The organism is Polynucleobacter sp. MWH-UH23A, from assembly GCF_040409805.1.
GTDB lineage: Bacteria > Pseudomonadota > Gammaproteobacteria > Burkholderiales > Burkholderiaceae > Polynucleobacter.
In genome coordinates this window covers 104,509-121,187 of the sequence record NZ_CP099572.1, presented here as the reverse complement: position 1 = coordinate 121,187, position 16,679 = coordinate 104,509, and the positions used below count along the sequence as shown (strand labels likewise).

Annotated in this window: 16 protein-coding genes; 5 read left to right on the top strand and 11 right to left on the bottom strand. The window is 42.4% G+C overall.

All coding sequences use genetic code 11. The features are described from left to right. Positions 1-16: 16 nt before the first annotated feature. Positions 17-1,417: a cytochrome bc complex cytochrome b subunit gene (locus NHB35_RS00685; RefSeq protein WP_353432450.1), complete on the bottom strand. Its 1,401-nt coding sequence runs from the start codon at positions 1,415-1,417 to the stop codon at positions 17-19. 10 nt (positions 1,418-1,427) lie between these two features. Then, positions 1,428-2,030, bottom strand: a complete 603-nt coding sequence (petA, locus tag NHB35_RS00680) for a ubiquinol-cytochrome c reductase iron-sulfur subunit (RefSeq protein WP_215316770.1) — start codon at positions 2,028-2,030, stop codon at positions 1,428-1,430. A gap of 137 nt (positions 2,031-2,167) precedes the next feature. Between petA and mscL the strand changes: the two genes are divergently transcribed. The 4 genes from mscL to NHB35_RS00660 are packed head-to-tail and all read left to right on the top strand — an operon-like array spanning position 2,168 to position 9,143. After that, entirely contained in the window at positions 2,168-2,593 is a 426-nt protein-coding gene (gene mscL / locus NHB35_RS00675) for a large conductance mechanosensitive channel protein MscL (protein WP_353432449.1), read from the top strand. Between the two features lie 4 nt (positions 2,594-2,597). Beyond that, positions 2,598-4,886 carry a tetratricopeptide repeat protein gene (locus tag NHB35_RS00670; RefSeq protein ID WP_353432447.1) on the top strand — a complete coding sequence of 763 codons (2,289 nt, stop codon included), beginning with the start codon at positions 2,598-2,600 and terminating at the stop codon, positions 4,884-4,886. A 14-nt stretch (positions 4,887-4,900) separates the two neighbouring features. Continuing rightward, the gene (locus NHB35_RS00665) at positions 4,901-6,997 is read left to right on the top strand and encodes a tetratricopeptide repeat protein (RefSeq protein WP_353432446.1); all 2,097 of its coding nucleotides are present in this window, start codon (positions 4,901-4,903) and stop codon (positions 6,995-6,997) included. 31 nt (positions 6,998-7,028) lie between these two features. Then, complete coding sequence (locus NHB35_RS00660) at positions 7,029-9,143, top strand: tetratricopeptide repeat protein (RefSeq protein ID WP_353432445.1); 2,115 nt, start codon at positions 7,029-7,031, stop codon at positions 9,141-9,143. A gap of 108 nt (positions 9,144-9,251) precedes the next feature. Here the strand turns inward: NHB35_RS00660 and NHB35_RS00655 are convergent, their stop codons facing one another. Further along, the gene (locus tag NHB35_RS00655) at positions 9,252-10,505 is read right to left on the bottom strand and encodes a porin (RefSeq protein ID WP_353432444.1); all 1,254 of its coding nucleotides are present in this window, start codon (positions 10,503-10,505) and stop codon (positions 9,252-9,254) included. A 208-nt stretch (positions 10,506-10,713) separates the two neighbouring features. Here NHB35_RS00655 and NHB35_RS00650 point away from each other — a divergent pair, with 208 nt between their 5' ends. Next, a complete protein-coding gene (locus NHB35_RS00650; protein ID WP_353432443.1) occupies positions 10,714-12,174 on the top strand; it encodes a tetratricopeptide repeat protein in 1,461 nt (486 codons plus the stop codon). On the opposite strand, the gene tatC is transcribed toward NHB35_RS00650, so the two are convergent. The 8 genes from tatC to hisA form a co-directional block, all read right to left on the bottom strand. Continuing rightward, complete coding sequence (gene tatC, locus NHB35_RS00645) at positions 12,171-12,941, bottom strand: twin-arginine translocase subunit TatC (protein ID WP_353432442.1); 771 nt, start codon at positions 12,939-12,941, stop codon at positions 12,171-12,173. The two genes, NHB35_RS00650 and tatC, sit on opposite strands and share 4 nt — an antisense overlap. 56 nt (positions 12,942-12,997) lie before the next feature. Continuing rightward, positions 12,998-13,474: a Sec-independent protein translocase protein TatB gene (gene tatB / locus NHB35_RS00640; RefSeq protein WP_353432441.1), complete on the bottom strand. Its 477-nt coding sequence runs from the start codon at positions 13,472-13,474 to the stop codon at positions 12,998-13,000. A gap of 56 nt (positions 13,475-13,530) precedes the next feature. After that, entirely contained in the window at positions 13,531-13,752 is a 222-nt protein-coding gene (gene tatA, locus NHB35_RS00635; RefSeq protein ID WP_353432439.1) for a Sec-independent protein translocase subunit TatA, read from the bottom strand. Between the two features lie 68 nt (positions 13,753-13,820). Then, complete coding sequence (locus NHB35_RS00630) at positions 13,821-14,186, bottom strand: histidine triad nucleotide-binding protein (protein WP_353432438.1); 366 nt, start codon at positions 14,184-14,186, stop codon at positions 13,821-13,823. A 28-nt stretch (positions 14,187-14,214) separates the two neighbouring features. After that, complete coding sequence (locus NHB35_RS00625; RefSeq protein ID WP_353432437.1) at positions 14,215-14,616, bottom strand: phosphoribosyl-ATP diphosphatase; 402 nt, start codon at positions 14,614-14,616, stop codon at positions 14,215-14,217. A 65-nt stretch (positions 14,617-14,681) separates the two neighbouring features. Next, positions 14,682-15,107: a phosphoribosyl-AMP cyclohydrolase gene (hisI, locus tag NHB35_RS00620; protein ID WP_353432436.1), complete on the bottom strand. Its 426-nt coding sequence runs from the start codon at positions 15,105-15,107 to the stop codon at positions 14,682-14,684. A gap of 38 nt (positions 15,108-15,145) precedes the next feature. Then, positions 15,146-15,904 carry an imidazole glycerol phosphate synthase subunit HisF gene (gene hisF, locus NHB35_RS00615; protein WP_353432435.1) on the bottom strand — a complete coding sequence of 253 codons (759 nt, stop codon included), beginning with the start codon at positions 15,902-15,904 and terminating at the stop codon, positions 15,146-15,148. Next, positions 15,904-16,665, bottom strand: coding sequence for a 1-(5-phosphoribosyl)-5-[(5-phosphoribosylamino)methylideneamino]imidazole-4-carboxamide isomerase (gene hisA / locus NHB35_RS00610; protein ID WP_353432434.1), 762 nt, complete (start codon positions 16,663-16,665; stop codon positions 15,904-15,906). The genes hisF and hisA overlap by 1 nt, the downstream gene beginning before the upstream one ends. Between the last annotated feature and the right edge of the window lie 14 nt (positions 16,666-16,679).

The following is a 16,679-nucleotide window of genomic DNA, read 5'->3' as shown; positions in this document are numbered from 1 at the left end:
CTCTCTAGATTCTCGATTAATGGGACTTAAAAGTAACGCGTGTTGGAACTGGCTTAAAAGTACCAAGCTTGCTCCAGAACGGCATTGCCAAGAAGAAGCCCAGATAGTAAATCGTGCAAATCTGAGAAATCTTTTCAAATACTGGTGATGGTGGTTGAATACCTAAGTAACCCAAAATCACAAAGCTCACCACAAACACACCATAAATATATTTATGGAACTGGGGGCGATAGCGAATTGATTTAACTGGTGATTTATCAAGCCATGGCAAGAAGAACATGATCACAACAGAGCCGCCCATGATCACAACACCCCAGAATTTCGCATCAAATAGATAGAAGCCGCCAGCCAACACTACTGCAATAGCTACACAGATCGCTTTCACTTTCTTATCGCTTGAGCTCTTTGCAAACATACCCAAAATCACCGCCAAGAAAATCCACAACGGTAACAAGAAGTTAGAAGTTGTTGCACGCAACATTGAGTAGAACGGCGTGAAATACCAAACCGGTGCAATGTGCGGAGGGGTTTGCAAGGGGTTTGCAGGAATGAAGTTATTTGCCTCAAGGAAATAACCGCCCATTTCGGGAGCAAAAAATACTATGCAAGCAAATACCATCAAGAACACACCCAAACCAAATACATCATGGACTGTGTAATAAGGGTGGAACGGAATTCCGTCAACTGGATGTCCATTGGCATCCAAGTTCTCTTTAATCTCTACGCCGTCAGGATTGTTAGAACCAACTTCATGCAAAGCAATAATGTGGGCAGCAACCAAGCCAATCAACACTAACGGGATAGCAATAACGTGGAAGGCAAAGAAACGATTCAACGTTGCATCGCCAACAACATAGTCGCCACGCAACCACAAAGAAAGGTCTGGACCAATAAATGGGATTGCAGAGAACAAGTTCACGATCACTTGTGCGCCCCAGTAAGACATCTGGCCCCATGGGAGCAAGTAACCAAAGAAGGCTTCACCCATCAAGCACAAAAAGATTGCACAGCCAAAGATCCAGATGAGTTCACGTGGCTTACGATATGAACCATAAATCAAGCCGCGGAACATGTGTAAATAAACCACCACGAAAAACATCGAGGCGCCTGTAGAGTGGAGATAACGAATCAACCATCCCCATGGCACTTCACGCATGATGTACTCGACAGATTCAAACGCTTTTGCAGCATCTGGTTTGTAGTTCATTACCAAGAAAATACCGGTAATGATTTGGAGCGCTAAAACAACGATAGCTAGTGAGCCAAAGAAGTACCAAAAATTAAGGTTCTTAGGTGCGTAATACTCCGTTAGATGCGCCTTAATAGATGACGTCAAAGGGAAACGTGAATCTACCCAAGCCAATACTTTCCGAACTACTGGAGCGTTGGCTGGAACTTGTTTTTCTTGAAATGCCATTTATCTCTCCTTAGGCCTTCTTATCTTCGCCAATCAGAATCTTGGTATCGCTCAAATACATATGAGGAGGCACTTCAAGATTGTCTGGAGCCGGTTTGTTCTTATAAACACGTCCTGCCATATCAAAAGTAGAGCCATGGCATGGACATAAGAAACCACCTGGCCAAGTATTTGGCAAAGAAGGTTGTGGGCCTGCTTCAAATTTTGCTGTTGGAGAGCAGCCCAAATGGGTACAAATACCCACAACAACAAGATACTCAGGCTTGATGGAGCGCCATTGATTTTGAGCGTATGGAGGCGTAAATTGTGCAGGATCGCGCAAAGAATTTGGGTCCGCTAGCTCGCCATCCAACTTAGATAGTTCAGCCACTTGCTCAGGTGTGCGACGGATTACCCATACTGGCTTACCACGCCACTCAACCGTTCTCATCTCATCAGGCTTCATGCCTGTAATATCGATCTCAACAGCCGCACCAGCGGCTTTTGCGCGCTCAGAAGGCTCAAAACTGTCTACAAAAGGGTAAAGGGCTGCTGCAGCGCCTACACCACCAACTGCGGAAGTGGCGATCAACCAATTACGGCGATCCTTATCCATACAGGGCTTGTCACTCATTTACAAAATTCCTAGAAAGGGTATTTATGGGTGGAAATTGCTTAAAGGTAGGATTTTAAAGTAAAAAGTGGGGTAAGTAAGAAAGTTATAGGGTTAATCTCGGTTTAACCAGCATTTGGATATTAAAGGGGGGGATTATGGGTGTTTTAAAGGAGTTTCGGGACTTTGCAGTCAAAGGGAATGTGATTGATTTGGCGGTGGGTGTGATCATCGGTGGCGCCTTTGGAAAAATCGTTGATTCCTTGGTAAACGACATCGTTATGCCAGTGATTTCCACCCTTTTAGGGGGTCATATTGACTTCACCAACCTATTTATCGTCCTAGGGCACATTCCGGAAGGGGTGCCTCGAACATTTGATGCCCTTAAAAAAGCTGGGGTTCCGATCTTTGCCTATGGTAATTTCATTACCATCTCAATCAACTTTATTCTTTTAGCTTTCGTGATTTTTCAAATGGTGAAAGTGGTCAATAAGATTCGCATCATCGATGCGCCGCCAGCTCCACCTATGCCAGAAGATATTGTCTTGTTAAGAGAAATTCGCGACAGCCTAAAAAGCAATTAATAAAATGTCTCTACCAGATGAAGATGCAAGCGTTAAGTCTGCAATCAACGAATCTCGACTAATTTTTCAAGAAGCATTCGCACTACTTCAAAATCATGAGTTTGAGAGGGCGGATGCCCTTTTCATCCAAGCAATCAAATATGACCCAAAAAATATTGATGCCTTAAACCTTTTAGGCATAAGGGCTTACCAGAAATGTAAATACGAGCAGTCGCTTCATTTTTTGGAAAACGCAAACTTGCTAAAGCCCCATTGCGCAACCATATTAGGCAATTTGGGGCTTACCTATACAGCAATTAAGCAATATGAAAAGGCATTGGAGTATTTCGACTTAGCCAATAGAGCCAACCCAAACATCCCAGAAATTCACAACAATCGAGGTAATGCTCTAAAAGGGTTGAAAAAAAATGATGCGGCACTAGCCGCCTATGAAAATGCAATCAATCTTCGTCCACTTTATAGCGATGCAATCAACAATAAAGGGGTCATATATCTAGAAAAAGGAGAAATAGGGAAGGCAATAGAAATATTTAATGCTGCAATTGCAATTAACCCCAATCTATCTCAAGCATTTAATAACTTAGGAAATGCCTATACAAGACTTGGTAAATATTCCCTAGGATTTCAAGCCTTTGAGGCTGCCCTTAAGATTGATCCGAATTATCTTGACTGTTTTCTTAATTTTGGTGGGGCACTAAGAAAGAGTCGAGAGCTCAACGCCTCAATCAAATGCTATCAAAGAGCAGCTGAAATTGATCCAAAAAATGCAGATATTTTTTATTTTTTAGGTGAGGTATTTTATGAAAATGGCGATGCAAGGTCTGCGAAAGAGAGTTATACGCAAGCGCTTACTCTGAACCCTAATTTAATAGAAGCGAAATTTGCCTTAGCAATCGCACAAATACCCAAAGTTTATGAAAATTTAGGGGAGCTTAATGATGCTAGGATCAATTTTGAGCGGCAAATTAAACATCTAGAAGACCTAAATTTTTCACAAATTAAAATTGAAAGCGCATTAAAAGCTATATCGCACCACCCCTTCTATCTAGCCTATCAAGACCTCAAAAATGGTGATTTAATTTCTCTATTTGGCTCGTTATGCACAAAATTTGCAACTCAAATTCAACAAGAATTAAATTTTGCGCCCACAAAGAGTAAATTTAACAAAAAAATTAAAGTGGGCATAATAAGCCATCACTTCTGTGATCACCCGGTATGGCATGCAATTACAAAAGCTTGGCTGTTGCACTTAAATCAAAACTTAATTGAAATACATATCATCAACACGGGCGGCCATGAAGACCAGGAAACAATTATCGCCAAGGCACGTGCAAATCAATACAAAAATCTCGGCAACTCAATTGTAGATATCATTGCTTTTACTCAAAATGCAAACTTTGATGTCGTACTATTTCCAGAGGTTGGCATGGACCCAACCACAAAGGCTCTTGCATGCATGAGACTAGCCCCCATTCAGATATGTAGCTGGGGCCACCCCGAAACCACTGGCCTCTCCACAATCGACTACTTTTTATCTGGCCAAGCCTTTGAAACTCAAGAAAAATTTGAATGCTATAGCGAAAAAGTAATATTGCTACCAGACTTGGGAACGAGTTTCTTGGCTAAACAATGCGATTCGGTAGACCTAAATCTAAACCATATTGGAATAAACCCAAATCGTCCAATCATATTGTGCGCAGGATCACCAGCTAAATATCTTCCCACATACGACTTAATACTGATTGAAATTGCAAAAAAACTTCCATCATGTCAATTTATATTTTTTAATTTTCAGAAGAGCCTAACAGCAATACTCCACTCCCGGATGGGGGAGGCATTTTTACAAGCCGGCTTAGATATAGAAAACTTTGTGCGAGTTATTCCATTTCAAAAAAGAGAAGAGTTTTATGGATTAATGCAAAAGGCAGATCTAATGCTTGATACCATAGGATTCTCAGGATTTAATACGGCCATGCATGCGATATCCTGCAACTTACCCGTCATAGCCAAGGATAGTCAATTTATGCGTGGGCGCTTGGCAGCAGCAACCTTAAAGCTGATGGGATTAAACAGTCTTGTATGCAGCACAGATGAAGAATATGCTGCGTTAGCGGTTGAACTAATCCAAAACAAAAACCTTCTTCAAACCTACAAAGATCTAATTAATAAGAAAAAAACATGTCTGTTTGAAAATACATCTTCAATTGCGGCTTTAGAGCAATTTTTACTTAAGATACACAAAGAACAGCATAGTCTCGAGTACCATAAAATTGAAGGCAGAATTAACCCATAAGGTCATTCAATCATTTGAAAAATTTATTGGCATCTAATTTACTATCTCAAGCAGCCGCATTCTTTCAGGCTGGCGACTTTTCCAATTCTGAAAAAACTTATCTTCAAGTCTTACAACAAGATCCAGCCAACTCCGAAGCGTTAAATATTCTAGGAGTGCTATCAGCACAGAAATATGAATTCTCAAAATCAATTGAACTATTAACAAAGTCTCTAGAAATTAATCCGCTATCAAGTTCGGCATTAATCAACCGAGGCCTGGTTTTTCAGCAGACCGGGAACCTGCAAGCAGCTATTAAAGACTTTAAACTCCTGACGTCAATCGCGCCAAATAATCCACAAACTTTTTACAATCTTGGTAACGCCTATTATTCCCTAGGTGAGCTAGAGAATGCTCTTACTGCATACAATCGGGGAGTCTCATTAGATCCAAGGAATGCAGCGCTTCTAAATAATAGAGGCAACCTTTATCACGACCTCCATCGGACTGCAGATGCAATCTTAGATTATCAAAAGGCTATTGTTGCAGACCCAACCTACCCAGATGCTTACTTTAACCTTGGAACATGCCAACACGAGAACAAGGAATATACCGAGGCAATAAGTAACTTTAATCAAGCAATAGCAAGAAACCCTTATGAACCGATATTTTTTATTGCGCAAGGTGAATCACTGTTTGAGATTGGTGACCTTGCAGCATCTCATGAGTGTTTCCAAGCAGCAATCAACCTCGACCCCACTTCACTAGAGGCTCAACTTGCTCTAGCTGTTGCTCAAATACCTAAAATTTACAACTCTTCCAATCAACTAATGGAAGCGAGGTCTGGATTCGCCACCAAACTTCGCGAAGTTAAAAAGTTTATTGAGAAAAATAAGGGATTGAGCCCAAACGCAATCGGAAATAATCAGCCATTCTTTCTGGCTTATCAGCCAGAAAATAACAAAGATCTTTTATCGACTTACGGATCTATCTGTACCGAGGTCATGAAAAACTACAGTGCCTTGTCTCTTGTACATGTTCAAAGCCCCAACACAAGCGAACCAACCCGCATTGGCATAGTAAGCAATCATATTCATAACCACTCGGTATGGAGGGCCCTGCTGAAAGGTTTTATACAAAAATTACAGGGCTTTGAAATTTATCTTTTCCATATTGGCAGCAAATATGATGCAGAAACCGAGGTAGCCAAACTAAATGTAAAGAAATATTTTTCTAATGCAGGCTCTTTTGAAAATTGGGCGTCAATTATTCAATCAAGCAATATTGACGCACTAATTTATCCAGAGATAGGCATGGATAAGGTAACAACACAACTTGCAAGTTTAAGGCTTGCCCCCATCCAGATTGCAACCTGGGGGCATCCAGAAACAACTGGACTTCCAACAATTGATTATTTTATTTCAGCTGAAAGCTTTGAGAATCCAGGCGCTCAAGCCAATTACTCAGAAACTCTCATTCAACTTCCCAATCTTGGCGTTCACTATACCCCGTACCTTGGGGATATCAATAAAATTGATTTTTCAAAACTTGGAATTACTCCTTCTAAACCCATACTTTTATGCGCAGGCTCTCCGTTTAAGTATGGTCCAAAATTTGACGACATTCTGATTGAGCTTGCTCTAAAGCTACATGATTGCCAATTCGTTTTTTTTCGATTTCCAGACCCAGCCACTGAAATTCTTAAAAAACGAATGCATACTTCATTTCAAAGAGCTGAACTTGATCCTGGAAAATTCATTAAACATATCCCATTACTAGAGACTGAAAATTTCTATGGCCTAATGAAAGAATCGTGCATCCTATTAGATACCATTGGATTTTCGGGCTTTAACACATCCATTCAGGCAATTGAATGCGACTTACCCATTGTAACTATGAGAGGCCAATTTTTGCGCAGCAACCTTGCTGCAGGAATCCTTGACCAGATGTCTATTCATGAATGTATTGCCTATTCCGAAACGGAATATATCAATATCGCAATTAATTTGATTCAAAATAAAAACTTTCGAGAGCAGATTATTCAAAAGATACAAAAAAATAAGTTTAAAATTTTCAATGATCTCGATCCGGTAAATAAATTATCTGACTTTCTAAATGATGTGTGCAGATAAGTAATCTTCCTCCCATTTATAAAGCCATCAAATGAACCACTCTTTGGAGCACCTCATCGGCCAGGCCGTACAAAGTTTTCAAAATGGAGACCTAAATCATGCCGAAAATCAGCTGAAACTCTCTTTAGACGTCTACCCAAATAATCCACCCGGCATTCATATCTTGGGCCTTGTATATGCAGCGCAGAACCGGCACAATGATGCAATTAAGTACCTCAGCTTAGCTGCAGAATTCAATCCCACCGACCCATCCATTCAATACAACCTTGGAAAAGCATTTGCTTCAATTGAAGATCATCCCTCCGCGCTCAAGCATCAACAAAAATCTATCGAGCTTGATCCAAGAAACCCAGCCGCCTATCTAAATTACGCAAATAGTCTCTCAAAATTATCAAAAAATCAAGCCGCACTTGACTCCATTAATCAAGCTTTAGCGCTCCAAAATAACTATTTAGATGCGATAATTGTTAAAGGATCCATACTCAACAAATTAGGCGACTATTCATCCTCACTTGACTGCAGCAAAAGCGCTATTCAGCTAGATGCCAACAGTAGTGAAGCTTGGCTTAATCAAGGCGTATCACTTTACAATATCAAGCAATTTAACGCGGCATTAGATTCATTCGATAAAGCGCTGACGATAAATCCCAAGTATGTTAACGCCTTGATAAATAAAGGCGTGACACTAAACGATATGGGGCGATTTTCCGATGGCTGCGACGTTCTTACCATGGCTCTTAAACTATCGCCAAACTCGCTTGATGCTCACTACAATCTTGGCCTCACACTGCACGGCCTAAAATTGCATCAAGACGCACTAGATTCATTTAATAAGGCAATAGCACTGAAGCCAGATTACGCTGAAGCCTGGCTAAATAAAGGTGTAGCCCTTAACAATCTCCGAAGATACCAAGACGCACTAGATTCATTTAATAAGGCAATAGCACTGAAGCCAGATTACGCTGAAGCCTGGTCAAATCTGGGAGCAACCTATTTTGAGTCTGTTAAAGATTTTGATTTGGCTATGAATGCATACCGCAAAGCGCTAGCATTCAAACCCAACTATCCAGAAGCACATTACAACATTGCCGCAGCCCATCATGAATTAAGGCAATTTAATTTAGCGCAAGATTCCTATAATTTAGCACTAAATCTCAAGCCTGATTATCCAGATGCCCAATGGAATAAATCATTGATTTATCTAACACTTGGTGATTATGAGACCGGCTGGCCTCTTTATGAATCGAGATGGAATACCAGTAATTCACCCTTGCCAAATACATACAGTGAAATACCTAGGCTCAAACCAGGTGTAAATATAGAAGGGAAAAAAATACTTATTTGGTCTGAGCAGGGTCTTGGGGATAGCATTCAATTTTCTAGATATATTAAGCTTCTAAAGAGTCAGGGGGCAAATATTACTTTTCTTGCTGCCCCACAATTAATTTCACTTTTTCATAGTTCGTTTGATATAGAAATCTCAAGTGAAATTCCACGTCCTCTATCCCAATTTGACTATCAATCCCCACTAATGAGTCTGCCATACTTTTTTGGCAGCACACTATCCTCGATTCCCAATCAAGTTCCTTACTTATTGGTTGATCAGAATAAGCGCTCATATTGGAATGACAAACTTAAGGGTTTTGATCTACTAAAAGTTGGTCTTGTTTGGAGCGGTGGTTTTAGGCCGAATCAGCCAGAAGTCTGGCAAATTAATGAACGAAGAAATATTTCCCTAGAAACTATTTCAAGCCTAAGATTTGCATCTAATGTTGAATTTTTTTCACTCCAGAAGGGTGATCCAGCCGAAACCGAGCTAAGAGAACAGAAAAATAAGCTGTGGCCCCAAGATAATCTCAGGATTTTCACAGACGAGCTGAAAGACTTTTCAGATACAGCCGCACTTATTGCAAACCTAGATTTGATCATTTCCGTTGATACTTCGACCGCACATTTGTCAGCAGCCCTTGGAAAGCCTACATGGCTCTTAAATAGATTTGATTCTTGCTGGAGATGGTTAAATGATCGTGTGGAAAGTCCATGGTATCCAAGCATAAAACTCTATAACCAAAAACAAAGTGGAAATTGGGGCCCAGTTATGCAAAAGGTAATGAGTGACCTAGAAAGCCTTACCTTGAAGAAATAATCGTAAGACAAAATAAAAATAGTACAACTTAAAATAAAAAAGCCTGCCACATAGTGGCAGGCTTTACTACTTCAATATTCCAAGATTGCTAGCTTAAGCTAGCAATAATTAGAATGTATGGCGTACGCCTAAAGCGTATGCGTTAGCACTTGTACCAGCTGTTGTGGTTGTGCTTGATGTTTCGGTAGATCCGAAAATTGCATAAACGTTAGTACGCTTGCTTAAGTAGTAATTGCTACCCAACTGATAACCAGTAAAGTTAGCAGTTGGGGCTGCATTACCATAAGTGCGAACACGACCATTACCTACGCTAGCCCATGCCTCAACTGTTGGAGTAATGTAGCTACGTACACCGATCTGTTGAGCAGAACGGCTTGCGTAGTAATCAGGAGTTACAGTTGATGTAACTTTACGGTTGATCCACTGACCGTATGCCTTCAAGATTCCGAAGTCATAAGTAGCAGCAACATAAGCACCGTTATCCTGAACGTTTGAGCCACCAGTTTGTGTGGTCAAAGCAGCTGCACCAGTTGTGGTTGTCAATGTTGCATTAGCAGATGTAGTAGTTGGCTGCAGTGAAGTAGTTGTAACGATAGGCACCAAGCTCTTATAGGCTTGGTAGCTTGCTGCTACATACAATTTTTGCCAAGTGTAATCAGCGCCAAGAGCCCAACCGTTGAAGTTTGTATTACCACCAGATGTACCAGTTGTAACGATTGTTGTGGTGTTATTTGATGCAGCAGCTGTTGTATTGTTTTGGTTATTCAATGTGTAAGAAGCAGCAAATTTGAAACCGCCAAAAGTATCAGTTTGTGTAGATAACGTGTTGCTTGTACGTGTTACAAAACCACTGTTTGTTGCTGAAGCACTTGAAGTAGCGCCATAAGATGTAAGGCCGCCGTTCAATGCAGCTTGTGGCTCAGTTGCATAAATAACGTTACCTGTCATGTTATTTAACTGGCCAGGATCTGTTGCAGACGCCTGGTTAAACATTGGAGTGTATTGTGTACCAACAGCAAACTGACCAATGCCATTTTTCTTCAAGCCAACAAATGATTGACGGTTGTTCCATGTAGAAGCAACAGCACCAGTTGAAGGTGTTAAACCAGTCTCAATAGTGAAGAATGCACTAGCACCGCCACCCAAATCTTCAGTACCCTTGAAACCTAAACGGCTGGTGCTTTCAGCGCTTTGGCCGAAAGAACTAGTTTGCTGAAGGTTAGCAGGCTTGGTAGTTGTACCGCGCATGTTTGTGCCAATATAGCCAACGTCCAAAATACCGTAAACGGTAACGCTGGACTGAGCTTGAGCTGCGCCAGCAACTGCTGACAAAGCTGCTACTGCAAATAGCGATTTTTTCATTCTGTAAATCTCCATAAATTGAAAGTAATGCCCAAATAAAGCTGGGACCTATGAATTTTCAATCTTTTGCCTTGCTAGACTGGGAGTTGGGGCATTTAGGGACTCTTTTTGCTTGTCAAAAGGCAGTTTTTTGGTTTTCTTCGTTGTATGACGGCAACAAGCCCCCTATTTCTTGCTTTTTTTGCGCGTTGAATGACAAAATTGTCATATGGCAAGCCGCGAATTCTTAAAAATCCTCAGTTCAGCGCGTATAGGTGATGTTTTAGCACAACAAAAGTTAGCTGAGGCCTACCTTACTGGATTGTTCAAAACACCCATTCAGCCCGCTAATGCATTGATTTGGCTTGAAAAATCGTTTTTATCCCTGCAAAACCAAGGGCAAGCACAAGAAAGTCTGGAGAATAACCAAATTCTGGGGGTTTTAAGACAAGTTGCCAGTATCCCCCTCGCTGAAACGTTTAATACCCCTGCATTTGGTTTCGGATGGGACAAATTGTGGGATCTCTCCAAATCCTCCTCAGCGCCCATTGAGACTATTCTGTTGGCGAAGTGGCAGCTTGCCAATCTACTCACGAATCCAACATTTCAAGAAACACAAAGTCAGATTTTTGACTGGCTAAAAAAGAGGCCTATTCAAACAAAAAATATTGTTTCACCAGAGATAGGTGCCATTCAAGAAAGTGCTCAGCAGTTTCTTGAAGAAGTTGCAAAAAGTGATCAACCCTTCGCGCAATTAGCCAAAGAGCTGTTAATAAAACTACAACCGAAAAACGAAGCCCTCTCCTCGTTATGGAATGCTTGGCTGGAAGATCAAAATGAAGATACCCTTAAGCAAGCAGCCGAACTTGGGCATACAACTGCAAAACTCACGTTAGGTTTGCGCCTTGCACATTTAGATTCAAATGTTGATAAAAAATCCAACGCCTCTTTGAAAAAAGCAGCTTATTGGCTAGAACTTGCTGCAAAAGATGGTGATCGTGATGCATGGTACGCCTTAGGAGAAATTTATCGTCGCCCACAGTTCTCGGGCTATAGCGCCGAAGAAAGCGACCATTGCTTTGATCGAGCGGCCGATCTTGGGCACACCCAAGCGCAATATCGCAAGGGAGCGAATCTTTGGCGCAAGCGAGAAAAAATTGAAGAAAAAGTTCGTGGCCTACAAGCATCTTATTGGATATGGCAAGCACACCAACAAGGCATTCCCGAAGCAACAGAATTACTGGGCAAGATTCTGATCAGTTGTCCTGATCCAAAGAAAAACGATTGGCATGAGCTTGCGCAATTTGCCGATATTGCACTAAATCACCATGTCGAACACAAACTCAATGAAGATTGGCTTTTACTTTGTCACCGAATTGTCATTGCCAATCACTTTAACTTTACTAAAGCGGAATTATTGCTTTGTGAAGTAGGGCAACTTCAGCATGAACACTGTGTGGTTGTAGATATTCGATGGGAACTACCCAAGATCTTGCCTAGACTCATTCAAATTGAAACCATTCAGCAACGTCGTGCTCTATTAGCCGCCGGAAAAGCTTTTGCAGGATCAGATATCGATATTGAAGGTAATTTACGCCAAAGGCGTTATCGCTTTGACCGGGTCACTGACTGGCTCAGGAAAACCTTTTCAAAAAGTTTGATCAAGCAAGCCGATTCGGAGCCAGCTTAAGCTGTTGCCGCAGAATCTTCGGTTGACTTAGGCACATAGAGGCGGGCGACAAGCAAACCAAGCTCATAGAGCAAAGTCATTGGCACTGCTAGGAGTAATTGAGATAAGACGTCTGGTGGCGTTACGACTGCAGAAATTACAAAAGCACCAACAATCACATATGGGCGTATTTCTTTTAGCTTTGCTAATGAGACCATGCCCATACGCACCAGAACCACCACTACAACAGGTACTTCAAAGGTAATACCAAAAGCCAAGAAGGTGGTCATGGCGAAACTCAAATAGTTATCAATATCCGTGGACATCTCCGCACCAAGTGGAGCGTTATAACTAGCCATGAATTTAAATACGGTTGGAAACACTAGAAAGTATGCAAATGCCATTCCAATAATGAAGAGGGTGTAGCTACTCACCACTAAAGGCAAGATCAGCTTTCGTTCATGCAGATAAAGACCTGGCGCAATGAAAGCCCACAACTGATACATCACTACAGGCAAGGCAATCAAAAACGCTACCAGCATCGTCACCTTCATTGGCACAAAAAATGAGCCGGTAACATCCGTCACAATCATCTTCCCTCCGGCTGGCAAAGCCTGCAGCAATGGCTGAGCAAAAAGATGAAAAATATCCGGAGCCCAATAGACCAAGCAAACAAATACAACGATGATTGCTAGAGCGGACTTCACTACGCGATCGCGTAACTCAAAGAGATGCGATAAGAAAGATTCCTGAATTCCTGAATCTTCTGTAGCGTTGTTATCAGTCATGCAATCTTTTTTTCTACTTATGTGATTATTTTTATGCTGGTTGCTTCTTGTCAATACTACTTACCAGCACTATGGTGAAAGCGTTTCATTCTAGCTGCGCCTGATTGCACTCGAGTGCGCATTCCGGAGCTACGCTTAAACCAAACTGGCCTAGCTGCGCGCCTGACGCCCCAGCTATTACGTCCTTGTCGCTTCGTTTTGCGAAGAACCTCTTTTTCATCAAGAGGAGGTTTTTCAAAGCTAGTTTCGAAAATATCTGCTTGATCTGTCAGATTTGCGCTGGCTTCATTCGTTACTGAGTGAATACTGTTTTCGACTTCTTTTAAGGCGGAGGCGCTCTCTTCACGGAATTTTTTAAATTCCTCCATCTCCATTTGTCGATTGACTTCAGACTTCACGTCTGCCATATAGCGCTGTGCACGCCCAAAAAGGTTGCCGGCCATTCGGGCCACCTTTGGCAAACGTTCTGGCCCAACCACTACTAGGGCAACTACTGCAATCAATGCAAGTTTTGAAACCCCTAAATCAATCATTTATCGCAATCAATAAGACCATATCTATTTCAACTGTCGCGATATGCCAATAAGAATTACTTATTGACGTCTTTAGCTTGGACGTCAACGGTTTTATCCGTAGCGCTATTGCCTTGAGCAATCTGCTCTTTAGTCTCTTCGCCGGACCTCATGCCATCTTTAAATCCTTTGACGGCGCCACCTAAATCTTGACCGATGTTGCGTAATTTCTTAGTACCAAAAACCAACATCACAATCACTAAAACAATTAACCAATGCCAAATGCTAAATGAACCCATTTTGAATCTCCTTGGAATACCTAAATTTCTTACTTAAGTTTCTTACTTAAATTTCTAATTTGTGTTGCTTACATGCCTTGCTTTTTCCAGGGGCGGGGCCCGCCCATCACATGCAAATGCAAGTGATAAACCTCCTGACCACCATCTGCACCGTTATTCACCATTAATCTAAAGCCACCATCTTTTCCAGGACGGCAGCCCTGCTCTTTGGCGAGACGGGGCGCTAATTCCATCATTCTACCCAGCAAAGGGGCATCTGTGCTTTCCGCTGATTCGAGCATGGGAATATGTTTCTTAGGAATCATTAAAAAGTGAACTGGCGCTGCAGGATTGATATCTTTGAAGGCATAAATTTCTTCATCCTCATAAACTTTGGATGAAGGTATTAAGCCTTGCGATATTTTGCAAAACAGGCAATTAGGATCGTGACTCATGCTTATATTCTGTGTAGCGACTGATTCGTTACTCTTTATTCGCTGCTTTTCTAGCAGCTTTTTCTTCAATGCCAGAAGTTCCCAAACGGCGATCTAACTCAGCAATCACGTCTTCGGGACGTAAGTCAAATTGTGAAAGCGCGATCAAACAGTGGAACCAAAGATCCGCCATTTCACCAACGAATAATTTTTTCTGATCCGAAGCAAGATTGGAAGAGCGCACATCTTTAGCGGCCATGACCGCTTCTGTAGCTTCCTCGCCAATCTTTTTCAGAATACCGTCATCACCTTTTGAGAACAGCAAAGCGGTGTAAGAAGTCTTTGGGTCGGCATTGCCAGCCTTAAAAGCATCTCGACGTTGATCGACCACATCAGCCAAATGCGCTAATGCGGAGTCCAAATCAGAAGGTTTATTCACTGAACTGCTCATAGGCTTATTTTATGTCTTTTATTTAAAAGCCTGGGCTAACTTCTCAATGCCCATGACTTTATCTATTACTTGCTTTTGCTGGATTCATCTAACCAGGCGGCTTGACTAGAATCCCATTGCTGAAAGAAACAGCTATGTTCGCCCGTATGGCAAGCAATCCCATCCTTTTGCTCCACAATCAGCAAAATCGTATCGCCATCACAATCCAGCCGAATTTCTTTCACTTTTTGAGTGTGGCCAGACTCTTCACCCTTATGCCAGAGCTTTTGTCGTGAACGCGTCCAATAGACGGCCTCACCCAACCGCAAGGTTGCCAACAAGGCATCACGATTCATCCAAGCCATCATCAAAATGTCATTGCTACCGAACTCTTGCGCAATAACAGGCACCAAGCCTTGTTCATTCCAAGTGACTGCGTCAAGCCATGGGCCCGCCTCAAGCGATTGAATAGGGGTAAATGTGCTGTTAGGATTATTTTGGGATTGCGTCATACCTCAACTTTACCGTGAAACGCGCCCTATGAGCGCCGCTAGATACGAACTGGGATTCCTTGGGCTGCCATATATTCTTTTGCTTGCCCAACGGTATATTCACCATAGTGAAAAATGCTGGCAGCCAAGACTGCATCAGCGTGGCCCTTAGTAATGCCATCGACCAAATGCTGCAAATTACCAACCCCACCAGAGGCGATCACAGGCACAGACACTGCATCACTTACTGCGGCAGTTAAAGCAAGATCAAAGCCATCTTTACTACCATCGCGATTCATACTGGTCAGGAGAATTTCACCAGCGCCACGTTGCGCTACTTCAGTAGCCCAAGCCACTACATCAATACCAGTAGCGGTTCTACCGCCATGGGTAAATACTTCCCAATTACCTGCCTCTGTCTGCTTGGCATCAATCGCCACAACGATGCACTGCGAGCCATAATAAGCAGCAGCATCGGATACCAAATCAGGATTAGCCACTGCAGAAGAATTCATGCTCACTTTATCCGCGCCAGCATTGAGCAGACGACGTACATCGGCAACGGCACGAACACCACCACCAACCGTTAACGGAATAAAGACTTGAGAGGCAACGTCTTCAATGATGTGCAGGATTAAGTCGCGACCATCTGATGTTGCAGTGATATCAAGAAACGTCAGCTCATCAGCGCCCTGCGTGTTGTAGCGTTTAGCGATTTCTACGGGATCGCCAGCATCACGCAAGCCCACAAAATTGACACCTTTAACAACTCTTCCCGCGGTTACATCAAGACAAGGAATAATTCGTTTAGTTAGCACTAGATAATTTTCTTTGCATACTTCAGCGTTAATTCATCGGCGTATTTTTGAGCCGCCGCCAAATCTAAATCACCTGAATAAATTGAGCGACCAGCAATCACGCCCATGACGCCCTCTTCTTCGGCCTTACATAGCGCCTCAATGTCTTGGTTATTAGAGAGGCCTCCACTAGCAATCACCGGAATACGAATCGCTTGAGCCAATTTGATTGTGGCATCAACATTGACACCCTTGAGCATTCCATCCCGACCGATATCGGTATAAATAATTGCCTCAACGCCCCAGTCTTCGAACTTCTTCGCAAGGTCAATTACCTCGTGGCCGGTAATCTTGCTCCAGCCATCCGTGGCTACCTTGCCATCACGTGCATCCAAGCCCACCATGACATGCCCAGGAAAGGCGGTGCAAGCATCCTGCACAAAACCTGGATTTTTTACTGCGGCAGTACCGATGATGACGGTACTAATTCCATCATCCAACAAACGCTCAATCGTTTCTAGATCACGAATTCCGCCACCAAGCTGAACTGGAATCTCATCGCCAACTGCTTTCAGAATGGATTTAATTGCAGATTCATTTTTTAATTTGCCAGCGAAAGCCCCGTTCAGATCCACTAAGTGCAAACGACGCGCCCCTTTACTAATCCAGTGAGCAGCCATCGCGCCAGGATCTTCAGAGAAGATAGTGGCCTTATCCATGTCACCTTGTTCTAATCGAACGCAGTGTCCATCTTTAAGATCAATTGCAGGAATGAGTAGCATAGTAAGGCGCTAAA

Excerpts from the sequence above, each read along its gene's own strand:
- NHB35_RS00685 (WP_353432450.1), bottom strand. The coding sequence starts at position 1,417 with ATGGCATTTCAAGAAAAACAAGTTCCAGCCAACGCTCCAGTAGTTCGG.
- petA (WP_215316770.1), bottom strand. The coding sequence starts at position 2,030 with ATGAGTGACAAGCCCTGTATGGATAAGGATCGCCGTAATTGGTTGATC.
- mscL (WP_353432449.1), top strand. The coding sequence starts at position 2,168 with ATGGGTGTTTTAAAGGAGTTTCGGGACTTTGCAGTCAAAGGGAATGTG.
- NHB35_RS00670 (WP_353432447.1), top strand. The coding sequence starts at position 2,598 with ATGTCTCTACCAGATGAAGATGCAAGCGTTAAGTCTGCAATCAACGAA.
- NHB35_RS00660 (WP_353432445.1), top strand. The coding sequence starts at position 7,029 with ATGAACCACTCTTTGGAGCACCTCATCGGCCAGGCCGTACAAAGTTTT.
- NHB35_RS00655 (WP_353432444.1), bottom strand. The coding sequence starts at position 10,505 with ATGAAAAAATCGCTATTTGCAGTAGCAGCTTTGTCAGCAGTTGCTGGC.
- NHB35_RS00650 (WP_353432443.1), top strand. The coding sequence starts at position 10,714 with ATGGCAAGCCGCGAATTCTTAAAAATCCTCAGTTCAGCGCGTATAGGT.
- tatC (WP_353432442.1), bottom strand. The coding sequence starts at position 12,941 with ATGACTGATAACAACGCTACAGAAGATTCAGGAATTCAGGAATCTTTC.
- tatB (WP_353432441.1), bottom strand. The coding sequence starts at position 13,474 with ATGATTGATTTAGGGGTTTCAAAACTTGCATTGATTGCAGTAGTTGCC.
- tatA (WP_353432439.1), bottom strand. The coding sequence starts at position 13,752 with ATGGGTTCATTTAGCATTTGGCATTGGTTAATTGTTTTAGTGATTGTG.
- NHB35_RS00630 (WP_353432438.1), bottom strand. The coding sequence starts at position 14,186 with ATGAGTCACGATCCTAATTGCCTGTTTTGCAAAATATCGCAAGGCTTA.
- NHB35_RS00625 (WP_353432437.1), bottom strand. The coding sequence starts at position 14,616 with ATGAGCAGTTCAGTGAATAAACCTTCTGATTTGGACTCCGCATTAGCG.
- hisI (WP_353432436.1), bottom strand. The coding sequence starts at position 15,107 with ATGACGCAATCCCAAAATAATCCTAACAGCACATTTACCCCTATTCAA.
- hisA (WP_353432434.1), bottom strand. The coding sequence starts at position 16,665 with ATGCTACTCATTCCTGCAATTGATCTTAAAGATGGACACTGCGTTCGA.